Origin of the sequence: Micromonospora sp. BQ11, assembly GCF_052068135.1 — a bacterium.
Classification (GTDB): domain Bacteria; phylum Actinomycetota; class Actinomycetes; order Mycobacteriales; family Micromonosporaceae; genus Micromonospora.
This window is the reverse complement of the sequence record NZ_JBQHDB010000011.1, coordinates 1-19,956: the sequence shown is the minus strand read 5'-3', so window position 1 is coordinate 19,956 and position 19,956 is coordinate 1. Positions and strand designations below refer to the sequence as shown.

The 19,956-nt window shown below is 73.2% G+C and carries 17 protein-coding genes; 7 read left to right on the top strand and 10 right to left on the bottom strand.

Annotation, left to right across the window (positions count from 1 at the left end; all coding sequences use genetic code 11):
• Positions 1-4 precede the first annotated feature (4 nt).
• Complete coding sequence (gene guaA, locus ACTMSW_RS22125; RefSeq protein WP_441182588.1) at positions 5-1,561, bottom strand: glutamine-hydrolyzing GMP synthase; 1,557 nt, start codon at positions 1,559-1,561, stop codon at positions 5-7.
• Between the two features lie 85 nt (positions 1,562-1,646).
• Complete coding sequence (locus ACTMSW_RS22120) at positions 1,647-3,344, bottom strand: FAD-dependent oxidoreductase (protein WP_441182587.1); 1,698 nt, start codon at positions 3,342-3,344, stop codon at positions 1,647-1,649.
• Between the two features lie 139 nt (positions 3,345-3,483).
• Here ACTMSW_RS22120 and ACTMSW_RS22115 point away from each other — a divergent pair, with 139 nt between their 5' ends.
• Positions 3,484-4,596 (top strand): LCP family protein, encoded by a 1,113-nt coding sequence (locus tag ACTMSW_RS22115; protein ID WP_441182586.1) that lies wholly within the window; start codon positions 3,484-3,486, stop codon positions 4,594-4,596.
• Between the two features lies 1 nt (position 4,597).
• On the opposite strand, the gene ACTMSW_RS22110 is transcribed toward ACTMSW_RS22115, so the two are convergent.
• The 4 genes from ACTMSW_RS22110 to guaB all read right to left on the bottom strand — a co-directional run bounded on the left by ACTMSW_RS22110 (position 4,598) and on the right by guaB (position 10,289).
• Positions 4,598-6,043, bottom strand: coding sequence for a M1 family metallopeptidase (locus tag ACTMSW_RS22110; RefSeq protein WP_441182585.1), 1,446 nt, complete (start codon positions 6,041-6,043; stop codon positions 4,598-4,600).
• A gap of 71 nt (positions 6,044-6,114) precedes the next feature.
• Positions 6,115-7,524, bottom strand: a complete 1,410-nt coding sequence (locus tag ACTMSW_RS22105; RefSeq protein ID WP_441182584.1) for a M1 family metallopeptidase — start codon at positions 7,522-7,524, stop codon at positions 6,115-6,117.
• A 50-nt stretch (positions 7,525-7,574) separates the two neighbouring features.
• A complete protein-coding gene (locus tag ACTMSW_RS22100; RefSeq protein ID WP_441182583.1) occupies positions 7,575-8,693 on the bottom strand; it encodes a GuaB3 family IMP dehydrogenase-related protein in 1,119 nt (372 codons plus the stop codon).
• A 33-nt stretch (positions 8,694-8,726) separates the two neighbouring features.
• A complete protein-coding gene (gene guaB / locus ACTMSW_RS22095) occupies positions 8,727-10,289 on the bottom strand; it encodes an IMP dehydrogenase (RefSeq protein WP_441182582.1) in 1,563 nt (520 codons plus the stop codon).
• 186 nt (positions 10,290-10,475) lie between these two features.
• Here guaB and ACTMSW_RS22090 point away from each other — a divergent pair, with 186 nt between their 5' ends.
• Entirely contained in the window at positions 10,476-10,880 is a 405-nt protein-coding gene (locus tag ACTMSW_RS22090; RefSeq protein WP_441182581.1) for a DUF5319 domain-containing protein, read from the top strand.
• 122 nt (positions 10,881-11,002) lie between these two features.
• Here ACTMSW_RS22090 and ACTMSW_RS22085 read toward each other — a convergent pair whose 3' ends face one another.
• A complete protein-coding gene (locus tag ACTMSW_RS22085) occupies positions 11,003-11,824 on the bottom strand; it encodes a response regulator transcription factor (protein WP_441182580.1) in 822 nt (273 codons plus the stop codon).
• Between the two features lie 253 nt (positions 11,825-12,077).
• Between ACTMSW_RS22085 and ACTMSW_RS22080 the strand changes: the two genes are divergently transcribed.
• Positions 12,078-12,461, top strand: coding sequence for a WhiB family transcriptional regulator (locus ACTMSW_RS22080; protein WP_357041335.1), 384 nt, complete (start codon positions 12,078-12,080; stop codon positions 12,459-12,461).
• Between the two features lie 221 nt (positions 12,462-12,682).
• Here the strand turns inward: ACTMSW_RS22080 and ACTMSW_RS22075 are convergent, their stop codons facing one another.
• The 3 genes from ACTMSW_RS22075 to groES form a co-directional block, all read right to left on the bottom strand.
• Positions 12,683-14,332, bottom strand: coding sequence for a molybdopterin-dependent oxidoreductase (locus ACTMSW_RS22075; protein WP_441182579.1), 1,650 nt, complete (start codon positions 14,330-14,332; stop codon positions 12,683-12,685).
• 133 nt (positions 14,333-14,465) lie between these two features.
• Positions 14,466-16,112, bottom strand: a complete 1,647-nt coding sequence (gene groL / locus ACTMSW_RS22070; protein ID WP_441182578.1) for a chaperonin GroEL — start codon at positions 16,110-16,112, stop codon at positions 14,466-14,468.
• 70 nt (positions 16,113-16,182) lie between these two features.
• A complete protein-coding gene (groES, locus tag ACTMSW_RS22065) occupies positions 16,183-16,497 on the bottom strand; it encodes a co-chaperone GroES (RefSeq protein WP_084757526.1) in 315 nt (104 codons plus the stop codon).
• 330 nt (positions 16,498-16,827) lie between these two features.
• Between groES and ACTMSW_RS22060 the strand changes: the two genes are divergently transcribed.
• The 4 genes from ACTMSW_RS22060 to ybaK all read left to right on the top strand — a co-directional run bounded on the left by ACTMSW_RS22060 (position 16,828) and on the right by ybaK (position 19,782).
• Positions 16,828-17,628 carry a helix-turn-helix domain-containing protein gene (locus ACTMSW_RS22060; RefSeq protein WP_441182577.1) on the top strand — a complete coding sequence of 267 codons (801 nt, stop codon included), beginning with the start codon at positions 16,828-16,830 and terminating at the stop codon, positions 17,626-17,628.
• Positions 17,619-17,810 (top strand): DUF397 domain-containing protein, encoded by a 192-nt coding sequence (locus ACTMSW_RS22055; protein WP_441182576.1) that lies wholly within the window; start codon positions 17,619-17,621, stop codon positions 17,808-17,810. Before ACTMSW_RS22060 ends, ACTMSW_RS22055 begins: the two co-directional genes overlap by 10 nt.
• A gap of 44 nt (positions 17,811-17,854) precedes the next feature.
• A complete protein-coding gene (locus tag ACTMSW_RS22050; RefSeq protein ID WP_441182575.1) occupies positions 17,855-19,075 on the top strand; it encodes a THUMP-like domain-containing protein in 1,221 nt (406 codons plus the stop codon).
• Positions 19,076-19,302: 227 nt separating this feature from the next.
• Positions 19,303-19,782, top strand: coding sequence for a Cys-tRNA(Pro) deacylase (gene ybaK, locus ACTMSW_RS22045; RefSeq protein WP_441182574.1), 480 nt, complete (start codon positions 19,303-19,305; stop codon positions 19,780-19,782).
• The last annotated feature ends 174 nt before the right edge of the window (positions 19,783-19,956 follow it).

The following is a 19,956-nucleotide window of genomic DNA, read 5'->3' as shown; positions in this document are numbered from 1 at the left end:
GGGCTCACTCCCACTCGATGGTGCCCGGCGGCTTGCTGGTCACGTCCAGGACGACCCGGTTGACCTCGGCGACCTCGTTGGTGATCCGGGTGGAGATCCGGGCGACGACGTCGTACGGCAGCCGGGACCAGTCGGCGGTCATCGCATCCTCGCTGGAGACCGGGCGCAGCACCACGGGATGTCCGTAGCTGCGCCCGTCACCCTGCACGCCGACGCTGCGCACGTCGGCCAGCAGCACCACCGGGAACTGCCACACGCCCCGGTCGAGGCCGGCGGCGGTCAGCTCCTCCCGGGCGATCAGGTCCGCCCGGCGCAGTACGGCGAGCCGCTCCTCGTCGACCGCGCCGATGATCCGGATGGCCAGGCCGGGGCCCGGGAACGGGTGGCGCCAGACCATCGCCTCGGGCAGGCCGAGCTGGATGCCGAGCGCGCGGACCTCGTCCTTGAAGAGCGTCCGCAGCGGCTCGACCAAGGCGAACTTCAGATCCTCCGGCAGGCCGCCCACGTTGTGGTGACTCTTGATGTTGGCGGTGCCGGTGCCGCCGCCGGACTCCACCACGTCCGGGTAGAGGGTGCCCTGGACCAGGAACTCGACGTCGCCGTGCGCGGCGATCTCCCGGGCGGCGGCCTCGAAGACCCGGATGAACTCCCGGCCGATGATCTTGCGCTTCTGCTCCGGGTCGGTGACACCGGCCAGCGCGCCCAGGAACCGCTCCCTCGCGTCGACCACCTTGAGCGTGATGCCGGTGGCCGCGACGTAGTCCTTCTCGACCTGCTCGGCCTCGCCGGCCCGCAGCAGGCCGTGGTCGACGAACACACAGGTCAGCTGGTCGCCGACGGCCCTGTGCACCAGCGCCGCGGCCACCGCCGAGTCGACACCGCCGCTCAGGCCGCAGATGACCTCCTTGTCGCCCACCTGCTCCCGGATCCGGGCGACCTGCTCGTCGATGATGTTCTCCGACGTCCACGTCGGCTCGATGCCCGCGATGTCGTAGAGGAACCGGGTGAGCATCTCCTGCCCGTGGGCGGTGTGCCCGACCTCGGGGTGGAACTGCACGCCGGCGCGCCGGCCGGTGAGGTCCTCGAACGCGGCGACCGGGGCGCCCGCCGACTCGGCGGTCACCGTGAAGCCCTCCGGGGCCTCGGTCACGCAGTCGCCGTGGCTCATCCAGACCGGCAGGTCGGCCGGCAGATCGCGGAGCAGCACGCCCGGGTCGAGGAGGCGCGGGCGCAGCGGGGTGCCGCCGTACTCACGGTTGCCGGTCCGGGCGACCGTGCCGCCGAGGGCCTGCGCCATCGCCTGGAAGCCGTAGCAGATGCCGAAGACGGGGACGTCGGAGGTGAACATCCGGGCGTCGACCTGCGGGGCACCGGGCGCGTACACGCTCGACGGGCCGCCGGAGAGGATGATCGCGGCCGGGTTCTTCGCCAGCATGTCGGCGACCGGCATGGTGTGCGGGACGATCTCCGAGTAGACCTTCGCCTCGCGCACCCGGCGCGCGATGAGCTGGGCGTACTGGGCTCCGAAGTCCACCACGAGGACGGGGCGAGGCGTGCTCATGTGCAGAAAGCCTACCCACCGTCACGGCCGCCCCCAGCGGCGGGCGACACCTCGGCGCGGCGGGCCGCACCGGGTGTCGGGCCGGTCACCCCCGCAGGGCCCCGGGGGCGTCCGCCGGCACCGCCGGGGTGCGCGGTGGCACCGGCTCCAGACGGGTGTACGCCGAGCCGAGCGGCGGTCGCGGGTCCTCCTCGCCCCGGTTCGGCCAGAAGGACATCGCCCGCTCCGCCTGGGCGGTGATGGTCAGCGACGGGTTCACGCCCAGGTTCGCCGAGACGGCCGCGCCGTCCACCACGTGCAGCCCCGGGTGTCCGTACACCCGGTGCCACGGGTCGATCACGCCGTCGGCCGGGGACGCGCCGATCACCGCCCCGCCCAGGATGTGCGCCGTCATCGGGATGTTGAACGGCTCGGTCAGAGCGCCGCCCGGGGTGCCGCCGATCTCCTCGGCGAGCAGCCGAACCGCGTTGTTGCCGGCCGGGATCCAGGTCGGGTTGGGTGCCCCGTGGCCCGGCCCCGTGACGAGCCGCCGACCGAGGAGACCGCGCCGGAGCCGGGTGGTGAGCGAGTTGTCCGCCGACTGCATGACCAGGGCGATCACCGTACGCTCCGACCAGCCGCGGACGGACAGCATCCGGGCGGCCTGGCCGGGGTGCCGGGCGATGCTGCCCAACCACCGGCGCACCCGGTGCGGACCGCCGTCGACCAGCAGCGACTGGAGCAGGCCCATCGCGTTCGACCCCCGGCCGTAGCGGACCGGCTCGATGTGGGTCTGCGGGTCGGGGTGGAACGAACTGGTGATCGCCACGCCCTGGGTGAAGTCCGTCCGCTCGGCCCGGGCCCGCTGCCGCGGCACCGAGGCGCCCAGGATGGCCTCGGAGTTGGTCCGGGTCAGCTCGCCCAGCCGGGGTGACAGGGCGGGCAGCGCGCCGGTCTCCCTCATCTCGTGCAGCAGCCGCTGCGTGCCGAGCGCCCCGGCCGCGAAGACCACCTGGTCGGCGTGGACCACCTGGCGTCGCCGGCGCAGCCAAGCCCCGGTGCGCTCGGTGTGCACCTCGTACCCCCCGTCGGCGGCCGGGCGGACCGCCGTCACCGTGGTCAGGGGGTGGACCTGGACGCCGAGCCGCTCGGCGAGCCACAGGTAGTTCTTCACCAGCGTGTTCTTCGCACCGTGGCGGCAGCCCGTCATGCAGGAGCCGCAGTGGGTGCAGCCGGTGCGCTCCGGCCCCGCGCCACCGAAGTACGGGTCGGCGACCCGCTCCCCGGGCCGGCCGATGTGCACTCCGACGGGGGTGGCGTGGAAGGTGTCCCCCACCCCCATCCGGTCGGCCACCGCGCGCATCGCCCGGTCCGCACCGGTCGTCCGGGGGTACGTGGTCACCCCGAGCATCCGCTTCGCCTGGTCGTAGTGGCGGCCCAGTTCGGCGCGCCAGTCGGTGATGTCCCGCCACTGCGGGTCGGCGTAGAAGGCGTCCAGCGGCTCGTAGAGCGTGTTGGCGTAGACCAGGGAGCCGCCGCCCACCCCGGCCCCGGAGAGCACCATGACGCCGCCGCCCGCCCTCCGGTCGGCCGCGCGCAGCAGCGTGATCCGTTGCAGGCCGTAGCAGCCGAGCTTCGGCGCCCACAGGAAGCGGCGCAGCCGCCACGAGGTGCGGGGGAACTCCTCGTCGGTGAAGCGGCGGCCGGCCTCCAGCACCCCGACGCGGTAGCCCTTCTCCGCGAGTCGGAGCGCGGTGACACTGCCGCCGAAGCCGGACCCGATGACGACCACGTCGTACCGCATGGACGAATCATTACCGGCTGGTAGCCATTGCGCCAGGGGACGATTCGGCGCATCGTGCATGATCCACCCGGCGACCGCAACCCGATGCCCGTGTCGGAGCGTTGAGTCAGTGGGGAAAGGGGCGGGCATGGTCCTCGGGATGGGAGCGCCGCGGCGCCGCTGGGTGCTGGGCCTGGCCGTCCTCGCCGCGGTGCTGCTCACGGCCGGCACGGTGGCGGTGGTCCGGCTGACCGGAGACCGCGACGGGGGCCGCCCGGCACCGGTGGACCCCGGTGCGGGCACACCGACCGCCACCGCGCCGCCCGCGCCCTCACCGAGCGGGCCGCCACCGGGCGCGAACCTCACCGGCCCGCTGAACCTGCTGCTGGTCGGTGTGGACACCCGGGTCAGCCAGCCGGGCTGGGAGCCGCACGGCGACGCCGTCCTGGTGCTGCACGTACCGAAGGGGCTGGACCGCGCGTACCTGTTCTCGCTCCCCCGCGACCTGCTGGTCGACATCCCCGCCTTTCCGAAGGCCGGCTACCGGGGTGGCCGGACCAAGCTCACCCATGCGATGAGCTACGGCAGCCGGGTCCCCGGCAAGCCGAAGGAGCCGAGCGCCGCGCAGGGGTACGAGCTGCTGCGCAGCGCGGTCAGCGGCTACACCGGGCTGCGGATCGACGCCGGCGCGGCCATCACCTTCGGCGGCTTCGACCGGCTGGTGGACAGCCTGGGCGGCGTGGACATCTACGTCGACCAGAAGGTCGTGTCGCTGCACCGCCGCCCCGACGGCCGGCACCGGGACCCGGCACCGGGCGGCGGCGGGTACGTCGGGCCGCAGATGGTCTACGAGAAGGGCGACCGGCACCTCAACGGCTGGCAGGCGCTGGACTACGCCCGCCAGCGCTACCTCAGCGGCGGCGACTACGCCCGCCAGCGGCACCAGCAGCAGCTGGTCAGGGCACTGGTCACCAAGATCCTCGGCGAGGACCTGGCCCGGCAGCCGGACCGCGTCGAACAGGTCGTCGCCGCCCTTGGCGACACACTCGTCTACGCCGGCGGGCCGCGCATCGTCGACATCTCCTACGCCCTCGGTGGCATGTCCCCGGACCGGTTCGTCGCGGTGGGCCTGCCCGGCGCCTCCGTCGGCCGGGGCAGCGGCTACCGGGGCGAGCAGTTGACCCAGGTCGGCCGGACGTTCCTCACCGAGCTGCGGGCCGGTCGCGCCGAGGCGTACCTCGACGCCCACCCCGAGCTGCGCGTCCGCCGCTGACCTACAGCGGCTCGGGGCGGGCCGGGCGCTCGGTGCCGTGGAGCCACGCGTCGAAGAGCTTGTCCAACTGCTTGCCGGAGACCCGCTCGGCCAGGGCGACGAAGTCGGCCGTGGTCGCGTTGTCGTCGCGCTTCTGCGCCGTCCAGGTTCTCACCAGTTCGAAGAACGCCTTGTCGCCGACGGCGACCCGCAGCGCGTGCACCGTCATCGCGCCCCGCTCGTAGACCGACTCACTGAACAGGTTCTCCATGCCCGGCTTTCCCGGCGGGGTACGCCAGACCGCACTCGACGAGCCGGCGTACGCCGCGTCGAACGCCTCCTGCGCGGTGCCCTCGCCGTCGTGCTCGCCCCAGAGCCACTCCGCGTACGTGGCGAAGCCCTCGTTGAGCCAGATGTCCTGCCAGCTCTCCAGCGCCACGCTGTTGCCGAACCACTGGTGCGCCAGCTCGTGCGCGACGACCCCGGTGTTCTCGCCGCCGCGGAAGAACCCGGCCGAGTAGACCGGCCGGCTCTGCGTCTCCAGCGCGTACCGGATCCGCGGGTCGGAGACCACCACGCCGCCGTACGACTCGAACGGGTACGGCCCGAAGACGCTCTCCAGGTAGTCCGCGACCTTCACCGTCCCGGCGATCGACCGGTCCGCCGGGCCCTGCGGGATCGACGTCGTCACCGCGTGGAACACCGGCCGTCCCTTGTGCTTCGCCTGGGTCAGCCGGAACTTCCCGATCACCACCGTGCTCAGGTAGCTGGCCATCGGGCTGCGCTCCGCCCACTTCCACGTGGTCCAGCCGCCGGCGGTGCTCCTTCCCTGCGGCACGCCGTTGCTCACCGCGGTCAGCCCCTGCGGCACGGTCACCGCGACGTCGTAGGTGGCCTTGTCGGAGGGGTGGTCGTTGACCGGGTACCAGGTGCTCGCCGATTCCGGCTGGCCCAGGGCGATCGCTCCGTCGCCGGTGTGCAGCCAGCCACCGACCCCGAGCGCCTCGTTCTTCAACGGCTCCGGCGCGCCCTCGTACGCGACCTCGACCACGAAGCCGTTGCCCGAGACCAGCCCGGCGGCCGGCGTGACGACCAGCTCGTCGTCGGTGCGGGTGTGCTTCGCGGGGACACCGTCCACCTTGACCGACGTCACCGTGAGGCCGGCCAGGTCGAGGTTGAACGCGGACAGGTCGGCGGTGGCGGCGGCCCGCACGGTGGTGGTGCCGGTGAGCCGGTCCTGCTCCGGGTCGTACCGGACCTGCACCACGTAGTGGCCGACGTCGTAGCCGCCGTTGCCGTAGGTCGGGAAGTACGGGTCCCCGACGCCGGCCGCACCCGGCTTGAACTGGCGGGACGGGCTGGGAGCGGCGCTGGTGGCGGTCGGCGTCGGTTCGGGCGACGACCCGCACGCGGTCACCCCGAGCACCCCGGTCATCAGCAGCCCGACGCTCCGGCGCAACAACGTCATCGCCCTGCCCTCCCCTGCGTCGACGGCCTGTGTCGACGCGGGCAGCCTATCCAGCCTGGGTCAACTCCAGGTCACGGCAGGGCGGGGGCGGACGTCCCGGTCAGCCAGGTGTCGAAGAAGGACCGGAGCGACCGCCCGGAGACCCGCTCGGCCAGCGCCACGAAGTCGTCGGTGGTGGCGTTGCCGTCCCGCCGCTCGGTGGTCCAGGTGTGCAGGATCCGGAAGAACGCGTCGTCACCGACCGTGCGACGCAGCGCGTGCACGACCAGCGCACCCCGCTGGTAGACGGCCGAGCCGAACAGCCGCGCCCGGCCCGGGTCCAGCGAGGCACGGGACCAGTCGGTGACCGCGTACTGCCGCTCGAAGCTCTGCTGCGCGGTACGCCCGCCGTCGTGCTCGGTCCACAACCACTCCGCGTACGTGGCGAAGCCCTCGTTGAGCCAGATGTCGCTCCACCGGCTCAGCGCCACGCTGTTGCCGAACCACTGGTGGGCCAGCTCGTGCGTGACCACGTCCACGTTGGGCCGCCCGCCCCGGAAAAAGCCCGGGCCGTAGACCGGCCGCGACTGCGTCTCCAGGGCGTACCCGATCCGCTCGTCGGTCACCGCGATCCCGCCGTAGGACCCGAACGGGTACGGGCCGAAGCGGGTGGCCAGGAAGTCGGCGATCTCGCCGGTGCGCGCCAGCGACCGCGCCTGCGGGCTGTCCTCCGGCATGCCGGCCGGTACGGCCGTGACGATCGGCCGGCCGGCGTGGGTGCCGGTGGACACCCGGTAGTCACCGATCACCAGGAACGCCAGGTAGCTCGCCATCGGCGACGCCTCCGACCAGCGCCAGGTGGTCCGCCCCCCGGCGCTGGTCCGTTCCCCCGGCACGCCGTTGGACAACGCCTCCAGCCCGTCCGGGACCGTCACCTCCAGGTCGTACGTGGCCTTGTCGGAGGGGTGGTCGTTGACCGGGAACCAGGTGGCCGCCGAGTAGGGCTGGCCGAGGGCGACCGCCCCGTCGGCGGTGTGCAGGAACCCGCCGCTGCCCAACTGGCCGTCGGCCTTCGCGGTGGGCACGCCCGCGTAGTCGACCTCGACCGTGAACCGGCCGCCCCGCGCGATCCCCGCGTCCGGTGTCACCACCAGTTCGTCGGCGTCGCGCCGGTGCTCCGCGGGTGCGCTCCCGACCCGCACGGCGGTGACGTCGAGGCCGGCGAGGTCCAGGTTGAAGCGGGACAACGCCTGCGTCGCCGTCGCGGTGAGCACCGCCCGGCCGGTGAGCCGGTCGCTCGGCGGGTCGTAGCCGACGGCGAGGCGGTAGTGCGAGACGTCGTAGCCGCCGTTGCCGCTGCCCGGCACGTACGGGTCGGCGAGGTCCACGGCGCCGAGGCGGAAGCGGTCGTCGTCGTCGGACGCGAGGCATCCGGTGACCACCAGCGCGGCGGCGACGGCCACGACGAGAGCCGGCCGGATCCGGTCCGAGGTACGACGCACCGGTCGAGCCTAGCGGCGCGACCGGTGCGTGTGCGGCGTCTTGGAACGGGTCAGCGGTCCAGGACCAGGCCGACCTTCTGGAACTCCTTGAGGTCGCGGTAGCCGCACTTGGCCATCGCGCGGCGCAGGCCGCCGAAGAGGTTCAGCTGGCCGTCCGGCTCGTCGGCCGGGCCGAAGAGCAGCCGCTCCATCGAGCCGAGCGGCTCGCCGGCCACCTCGAACGCGCCCCGGGGCAGCGACGGGTGGCTGGCGGCGGAGTGCCACCAGGCACCGCCGGCCGGGGCCTCCTCGCAGAGCGACAGCGCCTCACCGAGCATGACCGCGTCCGCCCCGCAGCCCAGCGCCTTGGCGATGTCGCCGGAGGTCTGGATGTCGCCGTCGGCGATGAGGTGCACGTACCGGCCGCCGGTCTCGTCGAGGTAGTCCCGCCGGGCCGCCGCGGCGTCCGCGATCGCGGTCGCCATCGGCACCCGGATGCCGAGCACCGACTCGGTGGTGGACCAGTCGTCGCCACCGATGCCGACGATGACGCCGGCGGCGCCCGTCCGCATGAGGTGCAGCGCGGTCTTGTAGTCCGTGCAGCCACCCACGATGACCGGCAGGTCGAGGTCGGCGATGAACTCCTTGAGGTTCAGCGGCTCGTCGGTGGTCGAGACGTGCTCGGCCGACACGATGGTGCCCTGGATGACGAGGATGTCCACGCCCGCGTCGAGGATCACCGGGGCCAGCGCCAGGGTGTGCTGCGGGGACACCCGCACCGCCACGGTGCCGCCCCCGGCGCGCAGCTCACGCACCCGCTCGGCGATCAGGTCGGGGCGGATCGGCTCCGCGTACACCTCCTGGAGGCGCTTGGTCGCCCGGGAGTCCTCGTCCAGGCCGGCCAGTTCCTCCAGCACCTTGCTCGGGTTCTCGTAGCGGGTCCACAGGCCCTCGACGTTGAGCACGCCGAGACCGCCGAGCTGGCCGAGCCGCACGGCGGACGCGGGACTCATCGTCGCGTCCGAGGGGTGGCCGACACAGGGGATGCCGAAGGGGTACGCGTCGAGCTGCCAGGCCGTGGAGACGTCGTCGACGTCCCGGGTCCGGCGGCTCGGCACGATGGCGATGTCGTCCAGGTGGTAGCCGCGCTGCGCGGTCTTGCCCAGCCCGATCTCGACCACGTCACGCATGGGGGACTCCAGGATGTTGGGGGATGGTGGTGGTCAGCGGGTGTGGTAGTTCGGCGCCTCGACGGTCATCTGGATGTCGTGCGGGTGGCTCTCCTTGAGCCCGGCCGCGGTGATCCGGATCAGCTGGCCCCGGTGGTGCAGGTCGGGGATGTTCTCCGCACCGGCGTACCCCATCGCCAGGCGCAGTCCGCCGACCAGCTGGTGGGCCACCCGGGAAAGCGGGCCCCGGTAGGGCACCTGGCCCTCCACGCCCTCCGGGACCAGCTTGTCGTCGCTGAGCACGTCCTGCTGGAAGTAGCGGTCCTTGCTGTACGACTTGGCCTGCCCCCGGGACTGCATCGCGCCGAGCGAGCCCATCCCGCGGTACGCCTTGAACTGCTTGCCGTTGACGAAGATCAGCTCGCCGGGGCTCTCCTCGCAGCCGGCCAGCAGGCTGCCGAGCATCACCGTGTCGGCGCCGGCGACCAGTGCCTTGGCGATGTCGCCCGAGTACTGGATGCCGCCGTCGCCGATCACCGGGACACCGGCCGGCCGCGCGGCGCGCGCCGCCTCCATGATCGCGGTGATCTGCGGTACGCCCACACCGGCGACGATCCGGGTGGTGCAGATCGCGCCCGGCCCGACGCCGACCTTGACGCCGTCGGCGCCGGCGTCGACGAGCGCCTTCGCCCCGGCGTAGGTGGCGACGTTGCCGCCGACGACGTCGACGGTCACGTCCTTCTTGAGCCGGCGCACCATGTCCAGCACGGCACGCTGGTGGCCGTGCGCGGTGTCCACGATGATCACGTCGACGCCCGCGTCGACCAGGGCCCGGGCCCGCTTGTACGCGTCCTCGCCCACGCCGATGGCGGCGGCGACCCGGAGCCGACCGGCGTCGTCCTTGGTGGCGTCCGGGTACTGCTCGCTCTTGGTGAAGTCCTTGACGGTGATGAGGCCGCGCAGCCGACCGGAGTCGTCCACGATCGGCAGCTTCTCGACCTTGTGCCGACGCAGCAGGGCGAGGGCGTCGTCCTTGCTCACCCCGACCGGCGCGGTGACCAGCGGTGTCCGGGTCATGATCTCGTGGACCGGGGTGTCCGGCTCGGAGACGAAGCGCATGTCGCGGTTGGTGACGATGCCGACCAGCTGGCCGTCGCCGTCGACCACCGGGACGCCGGAGATGCGGTACCGCCCGCACAGCTCGTCGACCTCGCGGAGGGTGTCGTCCGGGCTGGCCGTCACCGGGTTGGTGATCATGCCGGACTCGGAGCGCTTGACCAGGTCGACCTGGAGCGCCTGGTCCTCGAGGGACAGGTTGCGGTGCAGCACGCCGATGCCGCCCTGGCGGGCCATGGCGATCGCCATCCGGGCCTCGGTCACCGTGTCCATCGCGCTGGACAGCAGCGGGATGGACAGCTCGACGTTGCGGGTGAGCTTCGTCCGGGTGTTGACCCTGCTGGGCACCACGTCCGACTCGCCCGGCTGGAGAAGCACGTCGTCGAAGGTCAGGCCGAGCGGAACCACCCGGGCCGAGCCGGCGGGCTGCTCCGGCAGGTGGCCGCCCAGCTCGCCGTTGTCGGCGCCGGCCGGAAGATCGGTGCTGGGCGAAATATCCACTATTGCTCTCCTGAGCTGCTCGAACGGGCTTCAGCGAGGTGGCGCGGGCGGGCACCGGCGCACGCCGGGTGACGGCACGTCGTCCCATCGTACCCAGTGGCCTGCCCGTCCCCCGTCGGTGGCGGGGCAGGTCACCCGGCGCCCCGGGGGCGGGCGTGGGCGGGGCGTTGGGTCTACGGTGAGGGGGTGCACGACGAGCCCATCGACCCGTTCAACGGCGACCCGGCCGATCCGGCAGCGGGGCTGCACGATCCCGGCGACGACCCGCTCGACCCGCTGACCGACGTCGAGCGGCAGGACGTGCTGGAGGACCTCGCCGACCTGGAGATCTACCAGGCGCTGCTGGCGCCGATCGGGGTCCGCGGGCTGGTCATCGAATGCGAGGACTGCCGGGAGCCCCACTACTTCGACTGGGACCTGCTCCGGGGCAACCTGCGCCACCTGCTCAGCTCCGGTCGCCCCCGGGTGCACGAGCCGGCGTACGACCCCGACCCGGATCACTACGTCACCTGGGACTACGCGCGGGGCTACGCCGACGGGGTGCACGACACGCTGACCGAGAACTCCGACGAGGAGCCCGGCGACCACTGAGCGGTTGAGATGTAAGGAAGGGCCCCCTCTTAACGCCTGGTGTAGAGGAAGGGCCCCTTCTTAACGCCGCCGCCGCAGACGAGCCGCCGCCGCGGATGGGCCGGTGCGCCGACGCGCCGGGTTCAGGCGACCAGGCCGGCCCGGAAGCCGGCGGCGACCGCGTGGGCCCGGTCGCGGGCGCCCAGTTTGCGAAAGAGCCGCCGGGCGTGGGTCTTGACGGTGTCCTCCGACACGAACAACTCGCGGCCGATCTCCGCGTTGCTCTTGCCCTCGGCCATGCCGAGCAGCACCTGCAACTCCCGCTCGGTCAGCCCGACGGACGACCGGCCGTTGCGACCGGTGGTCCCCTTCCGCGTACCGCCGGGGGTGGCCTGCTCCGGCTCGGCGGCCGGATCGGCTGGGTCGTCGCCCCGCTGGGCCGGCACCACGGCCGGCGCGGCGCCGGAGCCGTCGGCCGTACCGGCCGGCCACGGCGTCGACTCGGCCGGGGTGCGGCCCGGCGGCGTGGAGCGTGCCGCCCCGCCGACCGACGCCGTGTCCCGGGCCGGATCGGTGATCCGGTGTCGTGCCGCGCGGCCGGGGGCGGAGAGCAGGAGCAGGGCCTTGGCCACCGCGCTGGTCAGGTCGTGGTCGGCGCCCTGGATGAGTCCCCGGGCCCCGGCGTTGATGGTGGCCGCGGCGGCCTCGGACTCCTCCGTCCCGAGGAGCACCACGGCGGCCTGCGGTGCGCGGGCGAGCACCCGCCGGACGAAGCCGGCGCTGTCCGGCCGGGTGAGCGCCGTGTCGGCGAGCACCACGTCGGCCGGTCGCTCCGCCAACCGCAACATCACCTCGGGATCGGAGACGGCCGTCCGCACGACCGCGGCCAGTCCCAGCCGCGCCGCGGCGGAGGTCAGGTGCTGCGCCGCGAGTGGTGTCCGAACGCACACGAGAACCGTACGCACAGTGGGTCTCCTCTCCGCCAACGAGCAGACCATGAGCGGGTCGGCCGGGGTGGGGGTTCCCGGCAATCCTCCGAACTTTTCCGACATCTAGGGCATTTGCCGCACGTTCTCCGACGTTTTCGATCACAGACGTGTGAGTCGGGAAGGACGGGGGTACCGGGACGTCAGGCCGGAAACGGCGCGCCTGCGCGGACCGCCGCCCGGACGCCGGTTCACATGATCTCCGCGGTGCCGCGCGGGAGGAGGGGTGCTGATGTCGAACGTACGCAGACTGCCCGGACCCATCGTCGACCTGTGGGACTGGCAGCGGCTCGGTGCCTGCCGGGGCCGCGACAGCGCCCAGTTCTTCCACCCGGACGGGGAGCGGGGCTCGTCCCGCCTGCGCCGGGAGTCCGGCGCGAAGGCCGTCTGCCGCGCCTGCCCGGTCCGGGCCGAGTGCGCCGCGCACGCCCTCTCCGTCCGTGAGCCGTACGGCGTCTGGGGCGGCTTCAGCGAGTCCGAGCGGCTCCGCCTGCTGGCGCTGGGCTGGGAGGACCTGGCCGACCGCCGCCAGAGCCGGGTGGACATCGCCCGCCTGGAGGCCCGCCTGGGCCGGCCACACAAGTCGGCCGTCCCGGATCAGCGCAAGGTCGCCTGACCCGACAGTCCGAAGACCACACGACGCCGCGCCCGAACGCAGGGCGCGGCGTCGCGTCCTGCGTGGTCCCGCCCGGACGGATAGATCAACTCGATGTCAGCGATATCGGGGCATCCGACCGAGGCGGACACCCCGATGTCAACGACATCGAGTCGATCATGAGGGGCGCCCCGCCGGGGCAGGTCGCCGGGGCAGGCCGGGGCGGGCGGGCCGCCGGGCGGTCAGCGGACCTTGACCGGCACGGTGTGCCAGCCGGTGGCGCCGTCCGGGGCGACCGGGGCCTGCCTCTCCGTCTGGGTCTCACCGGTGGAGTCGGTCGCCCGGACCTGGAGGATGTGGTCGCCCGGGGTGGCGTCCCACTTCCACGACCACTGCACCCACGTGTCCACCGACACCGTGGCCGCCAGCACCGCCTCCTGCCACGGGCCCTCGTCGACGCGTACCTCCACGCGGCGGATGCCCCGCTGCTGGGCCCACGCCACGCCGGCCACGGTGACCGGCCCGGCGGTCAGGCGGTTGCGCCGGCGGGGCGTGTCGATCCGGGACTGCGTCTTGATCGGTCCCTGGGCGGACCAGCCGCGCGGTACCCAGTACGCGTCGAAGTCCGCGAAACTGGTCAGCTCCAGCTCGGTCACCCACTTGCAGGCCGACACGTAGCCGTAGAGGCCCGGCACCACCATCCGCACCGGGAACCCGTGCTCGACCGGCAGCGGCTCGCCGTTCATGCCGACCGCCAGCAGCGCGTCCCGCCCGTCGCGCAGCACCGCCGTGGGGGTGCCGCACGTCCACCCGTCGACGGACCGCCCGACGACCTGGTCGGCGCCGTCCTCCGGCTGCGCCTCGTCCAGCAGCTCGCGGATCGGCACCCCCAGCCAGCGGGCGTTGCCGATCAGGTCGCCGCCCACCTCGTTGGACACGCAGGCCAGGGTGATGTGGCGCTCGACCATCGGCCGGGCGAGCAGGTCGTCGAAGGTCAGTGTGATCGGGTTGCGAACCCGGCCGTGGATGCGCAGCTCCCAGGTGGTCGGGTCGACCTGCGGCACGACCAGAGCCGTGTCGATGCGGTAGAAGCCGGAGTTGGGCGTCACGTAGGACGCGAGCTGGGCGAGCTTCAGGTCGGCCGCCGCCGGGACCGGCGACGCGACCGACGACGGCGTGGGCAGCGCCACCGCCGTCCGGGCCGCCGAGACGCCCCGTTGGCCGGCCAGCCAGCGACCGCCGAGACCGGCCGCGCCGGCCGCCCCGAGCAGCACCGCCGTCGAGGTGAGGAAGCGCCGCCGCGATTCGGGGTCCGTGGCCCGTACCTCCGCCGGCCCGGCACCGACCGCGACCACCGGCGCCTCCTCGGCCCCCGGCGAGGCAGCCGGCGCGGGGGCCGGCGCGGGGGCCGGCGAGGGGGCCGGCGAGGGGGCCGGCGAGGTCCAGGGCCAGGGGTCCAGCTCCAGGGGGCCCGCGACGAACGCCCAGAGCACCACGGCACCCAACCCGGCGCCGACCAGCGACGGCAGGGCATCGGCGGCATTCGCGCCGGCCCGGGTCAGGGCGGCGGCCACGCCGAGGGCGGCGAAGGCCGCGATGCCGGCCAGGCCCACCCACAGCCGGCGCAGCGCCAGGACGCCGAGCAGCGCGGCGAACGCGCCGAGCAGCAGCGCCGTCCCCACCAGAAGAGCGATCTTGTCGTACGTACCGAAGAGCGCGATGCCGAACTGCTTGAGCGGCTCGGGCACGGTGTCCACGACCAGTCCCCCGACCGCGACCAGCGGCGCTGAGCGGGGGCCGGTCAGCACCGCCACGACTTCGGCGGAGCCGATCGCCACCGCGGCGGCGGTGAGCCCGGCCAGGGCGGCGTACCGGGGTGTCGTGGTGCTCATCGGACCAGTCTTTCCGACCACGGGACACCTCGGCCAGTCGCGTCAGCGTTCCGTAAGCAGCCGGGCCCCTGAACGGCGTCGGGGCGCGCCGCCGTGTACCGGCGACGCGCCCCGACGAGGCGTACGGCGAGGGTCAGAAACCCGGACCGTGCTGGTGGCCGTGGCCGTGCGAGTGGCCGTGACCACCGGCGCCGGCCGGCTCCGCCTTCTCCGGCTTCTCCACCACGAGGCTCTCGGTGGTGAGCAGCAGACCGGCGATCGACGCGGCGTTGGAGACCGCGTTGCGGGTCACCTTCACCGGGTCGAGGATGCCGGCCTTGGCCAGGTCGACGTACTCGCCGGTGGCGGCGTTGAGGCCGTGGCCCCACTGGCTGTCGGCGACCTTCTGCACCACGACGTAACCGTCGTGGCCGGCGTTCTGGGCGATCCAGCGCAGCGGCTCGACCAGCGCCTTGCGCACGATCGAGACACCCACCTTCTCGTCACCGGTGAAGCCGAGGTCGTCGTCGAGCACCGACCGGATCTGGACCAGGGCGGCGCCGCCGCCGGGGACGGTGCCCTCCTCGACCGCGGCCTTGGTCGCGGCGATGGCGTCCTCGATGCGGTGCTTGCGCTCCTTCATCTCGACCTCGGTCGCCGCGCCCACCTTGATGACGGCGATGCCGCCGGAGAGCTTGGCCAGCCGCTCGGAGAGCTTCTCCCGGTCCCACTCGGAGTCCGAGGCCTCGATCTCCTTGCGGATCTGGGAGACCCGGTCGGCGACCTCGGCGGACTGACCGCCGCCGTCGACGACGGTGGTGTTCTCCTTGTCGACCACGACGCGCCGAGCGGTGCCGAGCACCTCCAGGCCGACCTGGTCGAGCTTGTAGCCCAGCTCCGGGGCGACCAGCTCGGCGCCGGTCAGGATCGCCATGTCCTGGAGCATCGCCTTGCGGCGGTCGCCGAAGCCCGGGGCCTTGACCGCGCAGACCTTGATGGTCTTGCGGATCGAGTTGACCACCAGGGTGGAGAGCGCCTGGCCCTCCACGTCCTCGGCGATGATCAGCAGCGGCTTACTGTTCTGGAGGACCTTCTCCAGCAGCGGCAGCAGCTCCTCGATCGCCGAGATCTTCTGGGTGGTGATCAGGATGTACGGGTCCTCGAGGACCGCCTCCTGCCCCTCCACGTCGGTGACGAAGTTCGGCGAGATGAAGCCCTTGTCGAACTGGAGACCCTCGGTGACCTCCAGCTCGGTGGTCAGCGTGGAGCCCTCCTCGACGGTGATGACACCGTCGCGGCCGACCTTCTCCATCGCCTCGGCGATCAGCTCACCGATCGTGGCGTCCTGCGCGGAGATCGTCGCGACCTGCGCGACCGACTCCTTGTCGGAGACCTCGACGGCCTTGGCGAGCAGCGCCTCGGAGACCTTGGCGGCCGCCGCGTCGACACCCCGCTTCAGGCCGGCCGGGTTGGTGCCGGCGGTCACGTTGCGCAGACCCTCGCGGACCATGGCCTGGGCCAGCACGGTGGCGGTGGTGGTCCCGTCGCCGGCGACGTCGTTGGTCTTGGTCGCCACCTCCTTGACCAGCTGCGCGCCAAGGTTCTCGTACGGGTTGGTGAGCTCGATCTCCTTGGCGATGGTCACGCCGTCGTTGGTGATCGTGGGCACACCGAATTTCTTGTCCAGGACGACGTTGCGCCCGCGCGGGCCGAGGGTGACCTTGACCGCGTCCGCGAGGGCGTTGACACCGTGCTCCAGCAGGTGCCGGGCGTCGTCCGAGAAGCTCAGGATCTTCGCCATGAATGTCCCTTCGAAGCGACGTTGCCCCGGCCCGGCGAGCCGGACCGGGGCAACGACACTGATCGGTTGCTTACTTCTCGATGACCGCGAGGACGTCGCGGGCGGAGAGCACCAGGTACTCCTCGCCGGCGTACTTGACCTCGGTGCCGCCGTACTTCGAGTAGAGAACGGTGTCGCCGACCTTCACGTCGAGCGGCACGCGGTTGCCGTTGTCGTCGATCCGGCCCGGGCCGACAGCGAGGACGGTGCCCTCCTGCGGCTTCTCCTTGGCGGTGTCGGGGATCACGATGCCCGACGCCGTGGTGGTCTCAGCCTCGTTCGCCTGGACCACGATCCGGTCCTCGAGCGGCTTGATCGCAACCTTGGTCGCGGTAGTCACGGGCATACCCTCCTGGGGTACTGGTTTCGTTACCGGTCGGCCGGAGCCGACCAGCGTCAATCTGCCACATGCCACCGGGCGGGGCCGTCGTCGCGGGTGCCGGTCCGCCTGGCGTTCAACCGCCGGGCACGGGGCCCGGAAGTTGGCACCCTCAGGGTGAGAGTGCTAATCGCAGGTTATTCCTCGGCTAGCACTCCGTCAAGGAGAGTGCCAACGGTCGGCGCTCCGTGTCGCCACTCCTCCGCCACTCTTCACCGCGACACGCCGACACTCGCTTCCGCGTCCGTGACCGCGCGCCTACGTTCCGACACCAGTCGGCACATGGAGGACGGGCGGATGAGCGACGTACCAACCCTGGGGTTCCTGCGCGACCAGTTGCGCCGGGCCCGGCAGGCACGCGGCCTCAGCCAGGAGGAGCTGGGCAGGCTGATCAACTATTCGTCGTCGGCGGTCAGCGCCGTCGAGGTCGGGCACAAGCCGCTGGGCCCGGACTACCTGGCCCGGGTCGACACGGTGCTGGAGACCGGCGGTCTCTTCGTCAGCCTGCTGGAGCTGATCCGGCTGCACGCCGCACCGGACTGGTTCCGCCCGTGGGAGGAGGTGGAACGGGAGGCCACGGCCCTGCGGTGGTACGACCCGACGGTGGTCCCCGGGCTGCTGCAGACCGAGGCGTACGCGCGGGCGATGCTCCGGGCCGGCACGTTGCTGACCGACGACGAGATCGACGAGCGGGTGCTGGCCCGGATGGCCCGACAGACGGTGTTGACCCGCGTCGAACCCCCGCAGTTGGTCGCCGTGATGGACGAGCAGGTGCTGCGCCGGCTGGTCGGCGACCGGACGACGATGCGGGAGCAGCTGGACCACCTGCGGACCATCGGTGCCGAGCCGCACGTGCAGGTGCGGATCGTTCCCGCAGACACGCCCTGGTACACCGGCCTCTCCGGGCCGTTCATCCTCGCCCGACTCGGCGACGGCACCGAGGTGGCGCACCTGGACAACCAGCTCCGGGGACACACCGTGGACGGTCCGAACGACCTTGCCAGGCTGGGACGGCGCTGGGAGGCTGTGACCGGTGAGGCGTTGCCGCGCCGGCAGTCCGCCCGCCTGATCGAGGAAGTGGCGAAGACATGGACCTGACCCGCGCCGCCTGGCGCAAGTCCACCCGCAGCAACAACAACGGCGGCGCCTGCGTCGAGGTCGCCGACAACCTGCCCGACGTGGTCGCCGTCCGGGACAGCAAGGACCCGACCGGGCCGGTGCTGACGTTCACTCCGGCCACCTGGCGGGACTTCGTCGCCGCCCTTCCCACCGGTCGCTGACACCGCCGTCCGGGCAGCCCGACCGGGGCCGGGACAATGAGCGGGTGAACCTGGAACAGCTGGCGGCACTGCGTACGCCGGAGGGGTCGGCCGCGCTGGACGCGGCCGCGCGCGTGGCCGGCGGCGATCCACTGACGGCGGTGGCCGCGCTGCGGTCCGGTGGCATCCCGGCGGAACTGGCCTCGGCCGCGCTCACCCAGGCCGAGCTGCGCCGCCGCGCGGTCGGCAAGTTCGGCCCCGCCGCGGCCGGCATGTTCCTTACCCGCCCCGGCCTGGAGCAGGCCACCCGCGGCGTCGTCGCGGCCCGGCGGGCGGCCCGTCTGCACGCCGCCGGAGTGACCCGCCTGGCCGACCTCGGGTGCGGCCTCGGCGCCGACGCGCTCGCCGCGGCCAGCGCCGGCATCCGCGTGTACGGGGTGGAGGCCGACCCGCTGACCGCCGCGATGGCCGCCGCGAACGCCGAGGCGGCCGGGCTGGCGGATCGGTTCACCGTGGAGTGTGGGGACGCCACCGCGTTCGACGTGTCCACCGTCGACGGGGTGTTCTGCGACCCGGCGCGACGGAAGGCCGGCACCGGCCGGCGGATCTTCGACCCGAACGCCTACTCGCCGCCGTGGGACTTCGTCACCGGGCTGGCCGAACGGGTGCCGCGCACCGTGGTGAAGGTGGCCCCCGGCCTGGACCACGCGCTGATCCCGGCCGGCGCCGAGGCCGAGTGGGTGAGCGTCGACGGCGACCTCGTCGAGGCGGCCCTCTGGTGCGGCACCCTCGCCGAAGTCCCGCGCCGCGCCACCATCGTGAAGGAAGGGCCCCCTGTTAACGCCTCCGGTAGAGGAAGGGCCCCCTCTTATCAGCTGACCGGCTCCGGGCTGGAGGAGGCGGCGGTCGGCCCGGTGCGGCGCTACCTGTACGACCCCGACGCGGCGGTGGTCCGCGCGCACCTCGTCGCCGAGCTGGCCGCCGACCTCGACGCCACGCTCGCCGACCCGAGCATCGCCTACCTGTACGCCGACAGTCCGACCGCGACGCCCTTCGCGCGCTGCCTGGAGGTCACCGACACGCTGCCGTTCTCGCTCAAGCGGCTGCGCACGCTGCTGCGGGAGCGCGGCGTGGGGCGGGTCGAGATCCTCAAGCGCGGCTCGGCACTGGAACCCGAGAAGCTCCGCCGAGACCTGCGGCTGGCCGGTGGCGAGGCGGCGAGCCTGGTGCTGACGCGGGTGGCCGGGGCACCGACGGTGCTGGTGTGCCGCCCGGTCGCGGCGTGACGCGACCCTGCCGCCCGGTCGCGGCGTGACGCGACCCTGCCGCCCGGTCGCGGCGTGACGCGACCCTGCCGCCCGGTCGCGGCGTGACGCGACCCTGCCGCCCGGTCGCGGCGTGACGCGACCCTGCCGCCCGGTCGCGGCGTGACGCGACCCTGCCCTCCGGTCCCGCGTGACGCGGCGGCGATTCCCGCTGGCCGGTCGGCGGGGGCGCGGCTAGGTTGACGATCGTGGCGGGACAGGGCACTCCGGCGACGGCGCTGCTGACGAAGCGGAAGGTGGCGCACCGCACTCATCCGTACGACGTCTCCCCCGACGCGCCGAACTACGGCGCCCTGGTGGCGGCGGCCCTCGGGGTGCCGCCGGAGCGCGTGTTCAAGTCGCTGGTCACCGAGGTCGACGGTGCGCTCGCGGTGGCGGTGGTTCCGGTCACCGGCGACCTGGACCTCAAGGCCCTCGCCGCGGCCCTCGGCGGCAAGCGCGCCGCGATGGCGGACCGCGCGGTCGCCGAGCGCGCCACCGGGTACGTCCGGGGCGGCATCAGCCCGCTGGGGCAGCGCAAGCGGCTCCCGACGGTGCTCGACGAGACGGCGCTGCGGCACGAGACCGTGTACGTCTCGGCCGGCCGGCGCGGCCTCCAGGTCGAGCTGTCCCCGCAGGATCTCGCCACCCTGACCGACGCCCTGACCGCCCCCCTCGCCACCCCCTGACCCTCCCCCACCCGATCCCCGCCCCGCCCTGGCCCGGCCCCGGCGCGGCCCGGCCCGGCGCGGCCCGGCCCGGCGCGGCCCGGCCCGGCGCGGCCCGGCCGCCGGACCTTCGACTTCCCTGCGCGAAGCGCCTCGTGTCCCTCGTCGGTGAGCCGGCGGCGATCATCGATCATG